This window comes from Paenibacillus sp. 2KB_20, from assembly GCF_052115765.1.
Classification (GTDB): Bacteria; Bacillota; Bacilli; order Paenibacillales; family Paenibacillaceae; genus Paenibacillus_AQ.
In genome coordinates, this window is sequence record NZ_JBFRHH010000001.1 from 102,301 (window position 1) to 119,530 (window position 17,230).

The 17,230-nt window shown below is 53.2% G+C and carries 10 protein-coding genes; 2 read left to right on the forward strand and 8 right to left on the reverse strand.

The genetic code is table 11. The features are described 5' to 3' along the window. A complete protein-coding gene (locus AB4124_RS00530) occupies positions 1-1,137 on the reverse strand; it encodes a glycosyltransferase family 4 protein (protein WP_441970548.1) in 1,137 nt (378 codons plus the stop codon). A 112-nt stretch (positions 1,138-1,249) separates the two neighbouring features. On the opposite strand from AB4124_RS00530, the gene AB4124_RS00535 reads away from it, so the two are divergent. After that, the gene (locus tag AB4124_RS00535; RefSeq protein ID WP_441970550.1) at positions 1,250-2,413 is read left to right on the forward strand and encodes a GGDEF domain-containing protein; all 1,164 of its coding nucleotides are present in this window, start codon (positions 1,250-1,252) and stop codon (positions 2,411-2,413) included. A gap of 193 nt (positions 2,414-2,606) precedes the next feature. Next, positions 2,607-3,995 carry an RsmF rRNA methyltransferase first C-terminal domain-containing protein gene (locus AB4124_RS00540; protein WP_441970552.1) on the forward strand — a complete coding sequence of 463 codons (1,389 nt, stop codon included), beginning with the start codon at positions 2,607-2,609 and terminating at the stop codon, positions 3,993-3,995. A gap of 181 nt (positions 3,996-4,176) precedes the next feature. Here AB4124_RS00540 and AB4124_RS00545 read toward each other — a convergent pair whose 3' ends face one another. The 7 genes from AB4124_RS00545 to AB4124_RS00575 all read right to left on the reverse strand — a co-directional run bounded on the left by AB4124_RS00545 (position 4,177) and on the right by AB4124_RS00575 (position 17,217). Then, on the reverse strand, positions 4,177-4,743 hold the full coding sequence (locus AB4124_RS00545) for an NADPH-dependent FMN reductase (RefSeq protein WP_441970553.1): 567 nt from the start codon (positions 4,741-4,743) through the stop codon (positions 4,177-4,179). Then, on the reverse strand, positions 4,740-5,813 hold the full coding sequence (locus AB4124_RS00550) for an LLM class flavin-dependent oxidoreductase (protein ID WP_076325766.1): 1,074 nt from the start codon (positions 5,811-5,813) through the stop codon (positions 4,740-4,742). Before AB4124_RS00550 ends, AB4124_RS00545 begins: the two co-directional genes overlap by 4 nt. A gap of 15 nt (positions 5,814-5,828) precedes the next feature. Further along, positions 5,829-6,773, reverse strand: a complete 945-nt coding sequence (locus AB4124_RS00555) for a ring-cleaving dioxygenase (RefSeq protein WP_441970556.1) — start codon at positions 6,771-6,773, stop codon at positions 5,829-5,831. Between the two features lie 559 nt (positions 6,774-7,332). After that, positions 7,333-8,784: an MDR family MFS transporter gene (locus AB4124_RS00560; protein WP_441970558.1), complete on the reverse strand. Its 1,452-nt coding sequence runs from the start codon at positions 8,782-8,784 to the stop codon at positions 7,333-7,335. Then, positions 8,781-9,008 (reverse strand): MbtH family protein, encoded by a 228-nt coding sequence (locus AB4124_RS00565; RefSeq protein WP_430199734.1) that lies wholly within the window; start codon positions 9,006-9,008, stop codon positions 8,781-8,783. Before AB4124_RS00565 ends, AB4124_RS00560 begins: the two co-directional genes overlap by 4 nt. Next, the gene (locus AB4124_RS00570; protein WP_441970560.1) at positions 8,992-16,233 is read right to left on the reverse strand and encodes an amino acid adenylation domain-containing protein; all 7,242 of its coding nucleotides are present in this window, start codon (positions 16,231-16,233) and stop codon (positions 8,992-8,994) included. Before AB4124_RS00570 ends, AB4124_RS00565 begins: the two co-directional genes overlap by 17 nt. Before the next feature lie 12 nt (positions 16,234-16,245). After that, positions 16,246-17,217: an isochorismatase family protein gene (locus AB4124_RS00575; RefSeq protein WP_441971603.1), complete on the reverse strand. Its 972-nt coding sequence runs from the start codon at positions 17,215-17,217 to the stop codon at positions 16,246-16,248. Positions 17,218-17,230: the final 13 nt, after the last annotated feature.

A 17,230-nucleotide genomic window follows, 5' to 3' on the forward strand; every position in this document is an offset into this window, starting at 1 on the left:
CTAACTCTCTATCGTAGGTTGAAATTTCAAATACATTTTTTTCAGTTCATTTACGGATCTGGACAGGGAGTATTGACTCTTCGCCTTATCCGAAGCGGTCCGGGCAAGCTCATAACGATAGAGCGGATCACTGATAACCTTCTCAAGCGCAACACTGAGTGCTATCGGATCCTCCGACGGTACAAGCAAGCCGTTTACCCCATCCTCGATCTGCTCCGCGATGCCGCCGACATCGGTGCCTACCAGCGCAAGGCAACTAAGCGCCGCTTCCGCGAACACCGAGCCGAACGCCTCCGCTCTCGAAGGCAGAACAAAGATATCAAAGAACGGCATAAACTCCTCGGGATGCAGCGTATATCCGTAAAAAATCGTCTCCTGGTAGATGCCGAGTGTTTTGGCCATCTCCTCGAGCTCCTGTCGGGAAGGTCCGTCGCCGATAATATGAAGAACGTAATCATATCCTTTGCGTTTCAGTTCCGCGCAGGCTTGAAGCAGAATGTCCAATCCTTTTGCAGGTACCAGACGGCATACCGTAATCAACTGCGGCACCGCATTTTCATGAGGCACCGGTTTAAATCTTTTATCATCAAATCCGTTATGAATAACCCCGATTGATTCGGGCGTATTCACGTAGGGAGCCATATAATCCTTGAAGGAGTTCGACACCGTCAACAAACGGTCGCTGATGTACTCAAGCTCCTTATATAAAGAGACCAGGAATCTGTGTTCCAGCCCTCCTTCTTTGATTCTTCCGTTCAGGATGAGCTCGCGCTCGTAACTGGAATGCACGGTTTGGATGAGCGGAACCTCAGGGAATACGGCTTTCATCGACATGCCTGCAATCGGATGATGACTATGGATAAGATCATAAGGCTTTTGAAGACGCAGACGTGTCCACCACAGGTAATCCCGGTAGGTTTGAAGGTATTTCGCTACAATCGCACTCCCTTCGAACTCTTTCCAATCAAAGGTATGGAATACCGGATCCTCCTGGCCTTTGTTGCGGATCCGCTTGGGCAGCCAGAACATCTCCATCTCCCAACGAGAGGAATGAAAACGCTCCTGCAAATAAGGAATCATGGACGAGACGCCGCCTGGCTGTTCAGGAGGGAAGAATAATGCTTGAAGAAGTTTCATGGGGATCCCCCTTTCTCTAAATCTCTTTTCAGATTCATTGTTTTTCGATATGATATATTAGAACATATGTTTCATACAAAGGAAACCTATCCCTACTCAGGAGTGAATCGATTTGTCCTATGAATTGAGTTACTGGTCCACTTCTCCACTACCTACCATATTTGCTGTATGCGGAGCTTATATCGCGCTTATGATGCTGATCATGTGTCTCTTTATGTACAGCAAGCAACGCAAGAATGCTTACATATATATGGCGGCAGCCTTCTTCTTCATTATGACATACGAGGGTCTGAACATCCATTCGGCTTGGAGTGGAAAATCTGTTTTTTCACCGGAATCGGACGTCCTTCGTTTCATTCAGCTTTTTTCGTTTGTCCTGCTGAACGTCTCGATTGTCATGCTGTACCGTAGAGTCAAGACCATGCATTATTGGCTTCCCTTGTTGTCAGCCCTACTTCTTATGCTTCCGCTCATTCTTCCCTCATTTCTTCCTAACACCTTGGACCCGATATGGCAAAGCATATATTTTGATGGTTTTCAGCTCGTTGCGCTCTATCTGGCTTATACCAAAGTCACCCGGCGGATCGGACAACCGATCAAATATGCGATTGGACTTGCCGTCTACGCTCTCTCGGCTATCCTGCAATCCATACATACCTATTCTGGCAGTCTGTCTCCTGCGCTTCAGGGACTCGCACTCGCCCTGCCGGTGCTTTTCTATAGCATCGTGTTCTTCATCCTGTTCAGACGCATTGTCGAGCTGATGCAGTCCATCTACCGGTCCGCCATTACGGACGGATTAACAGGACTCTACAACCGCAGGCATTTTATGAAGTATCTGGACCATTACGCGTCTCAGGAATTGAAGATATCCGCTATCTTCTGCGACATCGACAATTTCAAGAAGCTGAATGATACCCAGGGCCATGCCAGAGCCGATGAAGTACTGAAGCAGGTTGCCGCCATTATGGAGGAAGAGCTTGATGGTATCGGGATTACCGGCCGGTATGGCGGCGAGGAGTTGGTCGCCGTGGTGGTTGACCGCAAAGTCAAACCCGCGCAGGTCGCCGAGAACATCCGAGCTAGAGTGGCAAGCGAGAGCATCGTCACCATCAGTATCGGCTACAGCGTACTGCGCAAAGGCGTTCGCGGCGATGAACTCATGAAACAAGCCGATAAAGCGATGTATCATTCCAAAACTACCGGGAAAAACAAGGTATCCGATTACCGGTCCTTAAAAACCTCTTCAACCGAATCAACGGAATCCGCCGGATAACACTGGCGCAGACTGCCCACTATATGAAGTGGGCGGTCTTTTTTTTGCTTGACATTTCTTTACTACGCCCTCGGCAACATGATAAACTAATGACCGATTCCTTAAAGCCAGAGAAGAAATAAACTCTGAACTGGGATTTCTTTTCCATACACTGCAGCATGTACCTTATTCTAAAGAAGGAGCAATATAACGAATGAGAAAGGAACTATTGCCTGTTGGCTTTGTCGCCAGCATGAATGATATTCTTGGGGATGCCTCGTGCGATTTTTGGGACAGCTATGATTTCCCCCGCACCCACGGGCTGCGTCTTAATCGGCTGAAAGCGGTTCATGCCGCAGACAGCGTAAAAAAACTCATCCGGCAATTCGAGCTGACGCCAGTGCCCTGGTGTGATACCGGATACTATTATGATGAAAGCTTGCGTCCAGGCAAACACCCCTATCATGCCGCTGGACTATATTATATTCAGGAGCCCTCGGCAATGTCCGCAGTCGAGCTGTTGAATCCTCAGCCCGGAGAGACCATCCTGGATCTTGCGGCAGCTCCCGGCGGCAAGACAAGCCATATTGCCTCCAAGATGATGGGCCAGGGACTGCTTGTCTCCAATGAGATCCACCCCGAACGGGCGCGGATTCTTGCCGAGAACGTGGAACGTATGGGAATCATGAATACAGTCGTTACGAGTGCGGCACCGGATAAGCTATCCCGCCGTTTCGTTGCCTGCTTTGACCGGATCATGCTCGATGCGCCATGCTCCGGTGAAGGCATGTTTCGAAAGGATGCCACAGCGATTGAGGAATGGTCGCCTGAACATGTGGATCTGTGCGTCGCCCGGCAGTGGGACATTGTCCAGGAGGCGTACCGGATGCTCAAACCGGGAGGAACTCTGGCTTATTCCACCTGTACATTCAACACGGCCGAGAATGAAGAGATGATTGAGCACATTCTTTCGCAGTATCCCGATATGGAGCTGCATGAAATGAAGCGCTTGTGGCCCCATTTGGAACGGGGGGAGGGGCATTTTGTTGCTATCTTGGTCAAATCGGCGGCTGCCGGAGCTTTACATGAAGACCTCGGTTACTCTGAGGGCAGCAGTAAATCTCCCGCAAAATCAAATCGAGGCAGCAAACAAACGCCTGCGCCTTCCGCTCTGGCTGAATATCAGGCTTGGGCGAAGCAGGACATCCCTGGATTTGAGCTTAACGGCGGTACTCCGATATTGTTCGGTGAGGAGCTGTACTGGCTTCCGGTCAGCGAGAGCTTGGCATGGAATGACAAGCAGCTAAAGGGATTGAAGATGCCGCGCGCAGGTCTGCATCTGGCTCATCTGAAGAAGAACCGCATCGAACCGGCGCATGCCCTTGCTATGTCCTTGCATCCTGGCCTGGCTGCCCGCAGCTGGGATCTGCCTTCAGATTCTGCCGAGGCAGCTGCTTATTTGCGGGGAGAAGTGATCTCCATTCCTTCCGAATACCGGGGATGGACGTTGGTAACCACGGATGGATTACCTCTGGGTTGGGGCAAAGCCAGCGGCGGACAGCTCAAGAATCACCTGCCCAAAGGCTTGCGTAATCCCAAGTAACACCATTTCTGAAACCCATAAAGAACCGTACAGATGGAATTCGTCGCTAAAACGGATAAGCTTCCGAATTCAAAAGTCTGATTAAACACGTAAAAAGGGGCTATCTCTGTGCAACAACATGCAGGGAGTATAGCCCCTTTCATTTATCATAAAACTGTGTATTGCCATATAACTAATCTGATCAAAAATCATAGGCTGCGTCTTTGGCCTCCTGAATAGCGGACACCACATTCAGATGCATCACCGTGTCCTCGACCAGACGCTCAATGCGAAAGAGAATATCGTCGTTCACGATTTCATTGCGGTGAAAGTCCTTTTCTTCGATGAACACGTACGTTGGAACGATATGCGCCTTCATATAGGACAGAATCGGCTTTAACTGCTGCTCGATCATTAGAAAATGTTTCGCAGACCCTGCCGTTGCCAGCATACTGACGACCTTGCCCCGAAAAGCGTTCACCGGCAATAAATCGAAAACGTTCTTGAGCGTCGCCGGGATGGAAGCCTGGAAGGTAGGCGTACCGATGATGAGTGCATCTGCCGCCATAATCGTTTCGGCTACATAGCGGGTATCCCCCTCATATTCCCGATAATCCCGGCCATCGCCGAAAACAAGGTTGTATTCAGCTAAATCCAGCAAGATCATCTCGGCATCCGGATACTTATCGCGGGCAGCCTTGAGCGTATAATTCATCGCCGTTTTGGTCTTGGTGCCGACGTTCGAGCCGGCGATTCCTACGACGTTCATCCGATTTCCTCCTTGCTTTTTGCAGTATGTTTTCTGATCTCCGGCGCGATTACCGTAGCGATCAGTTCAATGTTTTTGGCGATTTTGTCAAACGGCAATCCACCAAAGTCGATCTGTGCCAGGAAGCGCTGTTGTCCGTACATCTCATATTGATACAGCATCTTCTCGATAATCTGCTGCGGACTGCCGACCATCAGAGCATCCCGGTGATCCGTCGACTGCGCGAATTGCTGCTTCGGATAACCACTGCCTTTCAATGCCATCATGCCGGAATTGATGTGCGGGTAGTACTCGCGAAGCGCATCCTGCGAGTTCTCCGCCGTATATAACAAACTGGTCGTCGCGATCGGAAACTGAGAAGGATCATAGCCGCTCCGCTGCAACGATTCCCGGTAGGCCTCCACGGCTAGCTTGAAATTAATGGCCGGGCCGCCAAGCGTGGTCAGCATCATCGGAACGCCGGCGTAACCGGCCTTGATTGCACTCGCCGGCGGCCCTCCGACCGCGCGCCAGATCGGCATTTTTCCGGATTGAGGCTGCGGAAGAATGGTCGCATGGTTCAGTGGTGCACGGAACTGTCCCTCCCAGGTTACGGTTTCTTCCGCGTTGATTTTGAGCAGCAGCTCCATCTTTTCTTCGAATAATTCCTCGTAATCGCGCACATCGTAACCAAGCAAGCTGTACGCACCGACGCGAGAGCCGCGTCCGGCTACAATTTCGGCACGCCCCTTCGAAATCAAATCGAGTGTTGCAAAATCCTCATACACCCGCACTGGATCCGACGTGCTTAACACCGTGGCCGAGCTTGCTATTTTTATGTTTCGGGTTGCCTGGGCAATCGCGCCAAGGATGACCGTATGCGCTTGGGTGGTAAAATAAGTCTGGTGGCTCTCCCCTACCGCGATCACATCCAAACCGGCCTCATCCGCCAGCTTGGCTGCCTCAATGAGTTCATGTATGCGTTGTTCCGCGCTTATGCGCTTCCCGGTCATCGGATTGATCATGTGCTCACCGATGGAGTAAATCCCGATCTCCATTCCTTTGTCTGGATGAATTCGATATTCTTTCATGGGTTGATGTCTCCTTTATTCGTCTATTGGTGTCAATCCTGCTTCAATTTCAGCACGCTTGGCCTCCAGGAACGGCGGCAGATCCAACTGCCTGCCCAGCTCTTCCACGGTGGAATCTGCTGTAAAGCCGGGTCCATCCGTCGCCATTTCGAATAAGATGCCGTTCGTTTCACGGAAATACAAACTTTTGAAATAAAATCGGTCAATGATTCCGGTTGATTGAAAGCCATGTTGGGATACCGCCTCGTTCCAATAAGCCAATTCCTCCTCGTCATTGACGCGGATCGCCAGATGGTGCACACTGCCGCGTCCCGGTCTTTCGTTGGGTCCATCCTGCTCTTTTACCACGATTTCGCCGAGTGCTTGCCCTTCGACGGACTGATATATCGCTTCGTGCTCCGAACGGAAAACCTCGACATACCCGAGTACTTTCGTGAGCGTGGCTGCCATTTTATCTAGATGGCGTACGGTAATCTCTACCGTTCCCATCCCCAGGATGCGGTGCGCCTGATCCACGGGCGACCCCTCCCACGCTGCCCAGTCTGCCGGCACTTCTGCACCGTTATGGTTAATCAGAATGAGGCGCAGCCCTTCCGGATCTTCAAACGGCAATGCCTCTCTGCCTGCATACATGGTGATATCACTGTGCGTAACTCTAAGTTGTTCAAAGCGCTTTTTCCAATACTTCAGACTTTCGAATGACGGAACAAGCAGCCCGATTTGTGTAATGGCGTTGGTTCCGCGCACGGTTCTCCCTGTAGCCGGCATTTCGAAAAAGGATAATTCCGTACCGGCGCTTCCCGTTAAATCCCCATAAAACAAATGGTACATGGAAGGATTGTCCTGATTGACCGTCTTCTTCACTCTGCGCAAGCCCAATTTCTTTTGATAAAACTCATGATTTAATGGAGCATTCTTCGTAAGCATGGATATATGATGATGCCCTGGTATATGATGCATAGCATCTCCACCTCTTTCAGTTTACTAGTTAAGTGATGATTAAAAAATAAGCCGTTTTATGACATCTGTGCTTGTGATTGATATATAAAGGCTCTTCGCTAGCTTGTTGCAATAATCAATGATTTACGATTACGGCTATGCTATTGTTTGTTTCATCTATCATCTGAGGTTATATTTGAAAGCCTCCTACGTTGGGTAACGGTTACCGCTTCTGTTAGCTACTTCCCGGAGCTGGAGCGGTACAGATACAAACAATCGAATGCGGAACCAAGAAGATACCGTGTTCATCATCATATCGTCCCATCCCTCCTTGAAGTTTATAATGCATTACCTTGATATCAATTTATCAGTTAATTGATTAACTGTCAAGATAGAGACTCTTGATTTAAAGATTTTATATTGCCATTTGATTTCCTCCTTACCCACAGGTAAAAAACCGACAATGGCTGCCTCGCCAAACTTGCCAAGACAGCCCCATCGTATAGAACACTTGCATGATTTAAAACCGATCCGGGTTTTCTCCCCAAACTCCTCGTTCTTTTCTTCCTTGCAGCTTGATTTAACTCTCGGCCGGAGCGGCCTGTTCCTTCGCCGGAATCTTGGCGGCAGGTTTGCGAATCGTAGACGCCGCATCGGCGTCCCGAATCCATATCGCCGCTCCTGTACCGATGAGCAGGAAGCCTGCAGTCCCCAGCAATGCCGCGCGGTATGCCAGCAGATTCGGCTCCATCTCCCCTGCCGCGTTCACGGTCCCCGTACCAACGGCAGCCAATATGCCCGATAGAATGGCCAGTCCTATGGCAGGAGCAAGCCTGTTCTGCACCGTAAACCAAGTCGAAGCGCGCCCCATTGAAGCAGGCGGGATGGTGGCGAAGGCCGCGATCTGAACGGATCCAACGGTCTGCCCGAGGAAAATGCCCACGCCAAACAGCAGGGACCGTATGAACCACGGATTGGTACTTGCGTCCACCATGCTGAGCATAATAAAGATCAGCGCGGTTGCCCCAAATCCCATCATGATCACCCGTCTTGGACCGAGCCTTGGATACGTCCAGGGTACGAGCTGCGAGGCAACCATAAGTCCGATGGCTTCGGGAAACGTAGTCAGCCCCGTATCCAGCGCGGAGACATGCAGGGCGTTCTGATACATCAAAGGGAATACGTACAGCATTCCCAGCAACCCCGCAGAAGCACACATCGCGATGAAACCCGTCGTTCGAAACAAGCGATTGCCTAACAGCCGCAGATCCAGCAGCGGTTTCTGTGCGCTCAGCTCTACCTTGACCAGTGCAGCGAGTAGGAGCATGCCTGCCAAGCCGGCGCTCCATATCTGCGGGGCGTTCCACCCAAGCAGCGGTCCCTGGCTCAGGGCGTACATCACCAGTGCAAGACCCGGCGCGGACAGAAGCAGACCTGGCACGTCCAGTTTGCCGGCATCCGGCTCACGATGTTCCTTCAGCCAGAACAGACCGAACACTAGCGCAGGAATACCAATCGGCAAACTCACATAGAAGATCCACCGCCATGTCAAATACTCAACCAGCAGACCGCTCACAATCGGACCGACTGCAGGCGCAATCGCAATGGGCAGGATGAGAGCCCGGGAGATTTTCGCGCGCTCCTGCGGCGGGAACATGCGGAACAACATCGCCATGCCGACCGGGGTCAGCAAGCCGCCGCCAATGCCTTGGATCACGCGAAACAGCGTCAGCGCAGCTAAACTGTCGGCAAAGCTGCATAGTGCCGACGCTCCCGTGAAAATGGCCAGTGCCAGCAGACACGTTCGCTTGGTCCCCCATTTGTCGCCTAACCAGCCCGCCATCGGCAGAACGATGGCGAGGCTGACCAGGTAACCGACATTCAGAATACCAGAGGCCGCAGGCGGCACTTCAAGCTCCCGGCTGATCGTCTGAAGTGCCACGTTCAGCACGGTTGCGTCCATGGCAACCACAAACATCGCGGCCACATAGACGATGCATATTACCCTTTTCGGATTCAGCCAATCGCTCATGGCCTGTGTTCCGGTAATGACCCGGCAATGTCATACAAGCTTCGTTGCCGCAGATCAACCCAGTTCTCGTTGATAAAGGCCACGCATTCCTCCCGCGTGCTAAGTCCAAAAGCCGGTGTCCAGCCGTTCGGAACAGCCGCGAAATCCGGCCAGAGCGAATATTGCCCCTCCTGGTTCACCAGTACAAGAAACTTGCCGTCGACTTGCTCAAAAGGATTGGTCATGGATAAGTTCCCTCCTCTCCAATGTGGTCTGCCCTCGGGGTACAGCTGCCTCCAGCTTGCTTAGAATACACTTGCCGATATAGTCCAGGGGACCCGGCTGGCATAGATCCTTATGTCGGCATGCGATATCATGCCGTTCAATTCGCCCTCCAACATAAGGGCTCCACATCTCCGGTTCGATGGGCTCGAACCAATCGGGGATGATGGTCGAGTGGAAGAATATTATATCCCCCTCAAACTTCTTCGGAACGAACGCCTTCAACAGCTGAACCGAGTTCTCATAAGTCGCCTTCAGATTCATCATCGTCTCTTCCTCCAGGGACGCCAGCGCACTGCTCTCATTACGCAGCAATTCCAGCGCTGTCGCTATAGTTAGCGGTGTGTCTCCAAGCCCCTCTTCAATGCTCTCCCTGTCAAAGCCGCCAAGCGCCAGCAGCGCGGTCAAAGCCTCGTCTTCGTCGGGGTTTTCCTTGATCGGCAAATAATGACTTGGGTAAGCATCCAGTATGGCTAGCAATTCAATGTCTTCACCCGCCTCCTGCAGCTGTACCGCAATCGACTGAGCGACATTGCCGCCCAGAGACCATCCGAGCAGCCGGTATGGCCCTCTTGGTTGAAGGGAACGTATGTGGTCGATATAGTCTGTCGTCATCTCTTCCAGTGATTTCGGCAGCTCCTCTACTTGCGCTATCCCCCTCGCCTGTAAACCGTAAATCGGATAATCCATGCCGAGATGCTTCATCAAGCCGGCATAGCACCAGCTTAGTCCTCCAGCCGGATGCACGCAGAACAGCGGGATTTGACTTCCGTGCGCCCGAAGCGGAAGCACAACCTGCAGCGCACTGGTACCGCCACCCATCTCAAGCTTGTCGACAAGGCCCGCTACCGTAGGGGACTCGAATAAAGCCGCTATGCTTAACTCTTTTCCAAGCGCTTCGCGAACCCGGCTGATAAGCCGGACAGCCAATAACGAATGGCCGCCGAGCTCGAAGAAGCCGTCATCGATACCCACCCGTTTGACTCCCAATATCTCGGCAAACAACTCGCATAACACTTCTTCCTGCGGGGTTCGTGGATGGCGTCCATCTGCATCGAATGCCATATCGGGAGCCGGCAGCGCTTTGCGATCGAGCTTTCCGTTAGGCGTAAGCGGCAGCTTGTCCATAAATACGAACGCCCCGGGAACCATGTAATCAGGAAGCATCGAGGCGGCATAACGGCGCAACTCTGCACATGAAGACAGCTCACAACTGGGCTTACTCACAACATAAGCCGCAATCCGCCGATCTCCTGGCTGGTCCTCACGCACAATGACAGCCGCCTGCGCGAGTGCCTCATGGCGAATGAGGACCGATTCAATTTCACCAAGCTCGATCCGGAAACCCCGTATTTTCACCTGATGATCGGACCGTCCCAAATAATCCAGCGTACCGTCAGCCTGCCGCTTCGCCAAATCGCCGGTTCGGTACATTCTTGTCCCAGGCGGACCATACGGATCTGCCACAAACCGGTCGGCCGTCAGGTCGGGTCGTCCCCAATACCCCCGCGCAAGTCCTGCGCCGGCGACATACATCTCTCCGGTTACGCCATACGGAACGGGCCGAAGCTTGGCATCCAAGACATATACTCTGAGATCCGGTATGGCTTCTCCGATCATGCTGCCGGCTCCCGGCAGCGCAAGGTTCCGGTTCAATTCCATATAGCTGACATGCACTGTTGTTTCCGTAATGCCGTACATGTTGATCAGGCGTGGGGCATCGTCGGCATGACGCTCATACCAATCCGCAAGCCGTCCGAGCTCCAAGGCTTCACCGCCAAATACAACGTACCTGAGCGACAGTTTCTGCCCCATCTCCGCCTGCTCTCGATCCGCCTGAATCAACGGATAGAACGCCGAAGGCGTCTGATTCAGCACCGTCACACCTTCTCGGACCAGCAAGCTCAACATGTCATCCGGCGATCTGCTGATCGTATGCGGAACAACGACGAGTCGGCCACCGTACAAGAGCGGTCCCCATAATTCCCATACCGAGAAATCAAAGGCATACGAGTGGAATAATGTCCATACATCGGTCTCATCAAATTGAAACCAATTCGCGGTAGAATCAAACAACCGGATGACATTCTGGTGCGGTACAAGCACGCCCTTCGGTTTGCCGGTAGACCCGGAGGTATAAATGATATACGCAGCATTCTGCGGCGTAAGCGGCCTGTGACGCTCATGGTCGCTTGGATTTTCTTTAGAATAACGCTGCAACCGTATAGCTTGCTCGGACTCATCGATCACAATGCATCTGATGTTTGCCGATCCCGGCAGCCGATCCAGCACATGAACACTCGTAATGAGACATACCGGACAAGCGTTCTCCATCATGTAAGCCAGTCGTTCCTCCGGGTACTCCGGATCCAGCGGCAGGTAAGCGGCCCCCGTCTTAAGTACAGCCAATATGCCGATAACCATGTCCATCGAACGCGGTAAGGCAAGCGCTACAATCTGATCCGTGCCCACGCCTGCTGCAATCAACCAGTGAGCAAGCCGATTAGCACGCTCATTCAGCTCCTCATAACTCAGAGACAATCCATCATGAACAATCGCGACCGATTGAGGCGAGCGGCTGACCTGCTCCTCAAACTGCTGGGGCAAGGTTGCCTGCTTAGTAACAGGCAGCGGAGCGCTCCACTGTCGACGGATTTCCTCACGCTCATGAACGGTTAATATATCAAGTTGACTGATGGTTTTACTTGGTTCAATGGCAGCACTCTCCAACACGCGCACATATCGCTCCGCCATCGCTTCTGCCGTTCTGCGCTCGAACAAATCTGTACTGAATTCGATTAAACCCTCCACTCCGTCAGGTTCGCCGTTCATATCCCGCCGCTCTGTCAGCTCGAAGGTTAGGTCAAACTTCGCCGTACCTACGCTTTGCAACTGCAGCTTTGAGCTGACTCCCGGCAGCTCAAGCGAAGTTTCCGGCGTATTTTGCAGCACGAGCATCACTTGGAAAAGCGGATGTCTCGCCCGGGAACGCGGCGGGTTCAATGTCTCGACAAGCCGCTCGAACGGCACATCTTGGTGCTCGAAGGCGGCCAGGCTCCTCTCCCGTACCCGTTGCAGCAGCTGGTCGAATGGTGGGTCATCCGACGTGTCTACACGAAACACAAGCGTATTGATGAAAAAACCAATCAATTGATCCAGACTGTCGTCGTTCCGGCCCGAGACCGGACTGCCGATCGGAATGTCCGTACCTGCACCCAGATTCGTAAACAGCGCCGCCATCGCAGACTGAAACACCATAAATAATGTCGCTCGATTGCTCTGCGCGAGCGTATTCAGCTGCTGATGCAGTTCACGCGAAATCGGAAACGACACGCTTCCTCCCTGATAGCTGGCGACAGCTGGCCTCGAATAATCGGTGGGCAGCTCCAATTGCTCCGGTAAATCGCTAAGTGCCTCGGTCCAATAGTCCAGCTGACGGGCGATCAAACTGCTCTTATCGCCCGAGCTGCCAAGAAGCTTCTCCTGCCAAACGGCATAATCTGCATATTGGACCGGTAACGGAGACCATTCCGGTTCACTCCCTAGGCGTCGTGCGGTATAGGCATCTGATAGATCTCGTGTCAGGGGAGTAAGCGACCAGCCGTCTCCCGCTATATGATGCAGCAGCAACAGCAGAACATACTCTTCGTTATCCAGCTTGAACAACCCTACCCGCAGCGAGGTTTCGGTGGCAAGCTCGAATGGGTGCCTGACGGCTTCGGCCAATCGATCAGGCAGCTCCGACTCGCTGATTTCGGTCACCATCAGTTCCGGTCGTGCCTCCTCGGCGTCCAGGATGTGTTGATAGGAAGTCCCCTCTTGATCCGGGTAAACCGTGCGCAGCGATTCATGACGAGCCGTCACATCCCCCAGCGCCATTCGCAATGCGTCCACATCAAGCTCACCTGACAAGCGAGCCACAAGCGGAATATTATAGGTCGGACTCGGACCCTCCAGACGATATAAAAACCATAACCGCTGCTGGGCAAAAGATAACGGCAGATGCTCGGTCCTCATCACAGGACGCACAGCCTGTCTGGCCGCTTGCGCATAATCAAGCCGCTTGACGAGACTCGCGACCGTCGCTGCTTCAAACAGACTTCCCATGCTAAGCTCCACGCCAAAGGCCTCCCTGACACGAACCATCACCCTGCCGGCAAGCAGGGAATGGCCGCCGAGGGCGAAGAAATCATCATCAATGGTAACCCGCGGTAACCCGAGCACCTCGGCAAAAATCGTGCAGAGCATTTCTTCCTGGGGTGTCCGCGCCATGCGGCCGACTGTCAACGGATGATCCGGCGCAGGCAGCGCCTTGCGATCCACCTTTTTGTTCGGCGTTAACGGCAGCGCGTCGAGTGCCACGATAACAGACGGCACCATGTACTCGGCCAGTTTCTCTGCGGCATAATCCCGTAACTCTGCCATATTGATGAGGCTTGAAGCAGATGGGGACGGTACAATATAAGCAACGAGGCGTCGATCACCGGCCCGATCCTCACGGATGATGACACAGGCTTGCTCCACCTCGGGATGAGCCACAAGCACGGACTCAATCTCTCCCGTCTCAATACGGAAGCCGCGCAGCTTGATCTGATGATCGGCACGCCCCAAATAATCAATACAACCATTCTCCAGCCAGCGGGCAAGGTCGCCTGTTCGGTACATCCGGGATCCGGACGGACCAAAGGGATCCGCTATAAATCGTTCCGCCGTCAAGTCGGGTCTTCCCAGATACCCCCGGCCAAGCCCCGAACCTGCAATATACAGCTCACCTGTTACGCCTGGCGGAACCGGCGAGAGTGAAGAATCGAGCACATACAGTCTCGTATTCCACACCGGTCCCCCAATGGATGGCTTGTCCCGTTCATGATCGAGCTTCGCCGCCGTCGAATAAATCGTTGTCTCCGTCGGTCCATATTGATTATTCACTTCACAGTTTAGATCTTGCAGCGCAAGCTTAAGACCGACAGGCAGCGCCTCGCCCCCGGTGATGACTTTCAGACGCTCAAACTTTTCTGGACGGCAAGCGACAATGGACTGCCATAACGTCGGGGTCGCCTGCATGACGGTCGTCCCGGTTTCCCGAATTCTGCCTATGAGCGCCGCTGCATCGAGAATGGTATCCCGCATCACGATGTCGAGCGTCGAACCGCAGACCAACGGCAGCAGCACCTCCATGACCGAGATGTCGAATGACATCGTGGTAACCGACAGCCAGCGATCCCGCTCCCCAATCTCCAATCGCTCGCGCATATCCGATAGCAGATTGGCAAGTCCTTCGAACGTGAGCAGGACGCCCTTGGGCAGTCCTGTGGATCCGGACGTATAGATAACATAGGACGGGTGAAGCGGCAGCAGCGGACGTATGCGATCAGCATCGACAGGATTATGAAACGCCTGCTGCTCCAATTGCTTGTGGGTAGCCGGCGCATCCAGCACAATCACGTCCTTGTCTTTCATGACAGCTGCGAAATTTCCAGCCAGTTCCTGTGTTGTGATCAAACACGCCGGATTCGCATCTTCAAGCATATAGGCGATCCGTTCGTCCGGATAATCCGGATCTAACGGCAAGTAAGCCGCTCCAGCCTTATGCACGGCCAGGATCGCAACAATCATGTCCGCCGAACGGGGCAGGGAAAGGGCAACGATTCGTTCAGGACCTACTTCACGGGCAATAAGTAAGCGAGCCAGGCGGTTCGCTCGCCTGTTTAGCTCCTCGTAACGAAGGGTTAACCCTTCGCATACCACCGCCTCCGCCTGTGGGGTACGTGTCACCTGCTCCTCGAATAATTCCGGTATGCTTAACTGTGGTAAGGGACGAGCCGTATCATTCCATTGAAAAAGCACCTTGTCGCGTTCTTCCGGCAAGATAAAGGCCACGCTTCCTACAGAATGGGCCGGCTCCGCTTCGGCCAAGTTGTCCAGCAAATACAAATAGCGTTGTAAATGGGACTCTAACTCCTCCAGGTTATAAATCAAGGGATTGGCACCCATATCGACTCTCAGCCCGTTCCCATCCGAACTATCCAAACTTCCATATACGTTCAAGGTCAAGTCATCCACCGGTCCGGAAGCCAGGTTACGGACGCTGCCGCCGAAACCACCAAAGTTCAATTCCGAAGCAAAGGGCATCACATTCACGAGTGGTCCAAATAACCTGCGGTTATCGGCGAGCAGCTTGAGATCGCGCCGGATGTCCTGATGCCTGTAGCGCTGATGCCGCTTGATCTCGCGAACCTCCCGTGCGACCTGCTGCAGCAGGTTGATCAGACTCATATCGGGCCTTATGTGCGCCCGGAGCGGCAGCACATTCATGACCATCCCTGGTATACGGATGGAGGCCGAACCTAGGCGACCCATCACCGGCAATCCAAGCACAACCTCCTCAGCGCCTGTTATACGGTGTATATATAAGGCCATTGCAGCCGCAATTACATCCGGCCAGCTTGTCCCTGATGCTTGTGCGACCTCCTGTAAGCGATGAATCGAAGATTCGGGAAGCTGCACCGATCGGCGCAGGAAGCTGCGTGCCGAACGCTGTGCCTGACCGCCTAAGCTGACGACCTCCGGCTCATCGATAAAGCGCCGCAGCCAGAATTCACGATCCGAGTTGAGCTGCTGCGACATGCGGTATGACGTATCTTCTTCCAGGATCGTACGAAACCTGCCGAACGCTCCTATGCCGGAAGATACTCCGCCCGCCAATTCCGTGTAGACTTGGGAAACTTTTTGCAGCAGAAGCGATACGCCGAACCCATCGATTACGATATGATGAATGCGTTGGTACCAATAGTAGCGATCGGCAGCGATCTTGAACAGCGCCTCCGTAAACAGCGGCCCTCGGCTCAGATCGACCGCTTGGGCAAGATCATGTTCCATCCAGCTTTGGGCAGCATGATGGGGATCCTTCTCCCCGCTGACATCCAGCACATGGAGGACCCAGTCCGGAGACGGATCGATCGACTGCCAAGGCCCGTCCACATCTTCGCCGAAGCGAACATGCAATGCATCCGCCTCCACGACCACTTGACGTAAGGCCCTCTCGAACAGAACCGGGTCTATAGGTCCTCGTATTTCAATGCATTCCGCCGTGTTGAATATTGGATTGACCGGGTCAAGCTGCTGGGCGTACCAAATCCCCAGCTGCGCTCCGGACAGAGACCAGCGCTCCTTCTCCCGCTCAAGCATATCCATCCCTCCTTACACCGTATAGTAATCATAATTAGGCCGCGACAAGCACAGCTTATCCGACAACAATTCCCACCAACCCGCCAGTGTAGGCCGCTCGGCCAATTCCACAAAGCTGATATCGATGCCTCCACGCCGCAAACGCTCGGCCAAACTCATGATCCGAATGGAATCCAGCCCCCAGTACTCAATCAGATGGTCATCTTCGCCAATATTAGACGACTGCTCCTGCAGCAAATCTGCTACGTTCTCTCGCAACGTTTGCAACGTCAACAGCGGTAGTGCGTCCGCAGAACTCTCCCCCTCTCCGCTTGGAGCTACAGAATGCTCCGAGACCGTATGCTGCCCTTGGGTTAACGAAGCAACCAAACGTTCCGTGGTCAGCGTAACAGCGCAGCGTTCGGCTGCATAAGTCAGTGCCAGACGATGCTTCTCTTCCGAGAAATCGGCAAGGGCATCCGCAATGAAGAATGGCTGTATGTCTTTCATAAAAGCTTCGGTTGCGGTCAGCAAACAACCGATATGGGCGTAAATCCCGCAGATCATCAGCTGGTCGCGGCCTTTTTCGCGCATCATTTCATGCAAATTGGTTTTCTGAAAGGCGCTGTATCTCCATTTGGTTAACAGCAGATCCCGCTCTGTTGGCGCCACCTCATCCACGAATCTCTTCTGGTAAGGACCGTCATTGATGCCGGACCCCCAGAAATCCTGCAGCAGACCACGCTGCTCCGGTGCTTGTCCGCCAGGTTGTGCCGAATAGATCACGGGAATGCCAAGCTCAGCACAACAAGAGCGAAGGTTCTGAATATGGGCGATCAGCTCAACGACAGGCGATTGATCCGGAGTGAACGCGTCGATGAAATATTGCTGCATATCGTGGATGAGCAGCACGGCACGGCTGTGATCTGCCGTCCATGCCACCTTATTCTTGGGCAGATCCGCCTCCCCAGGCATGGGATAAGGTAAAATCTTAGGAAGTGCCATCATATCTCCTCAT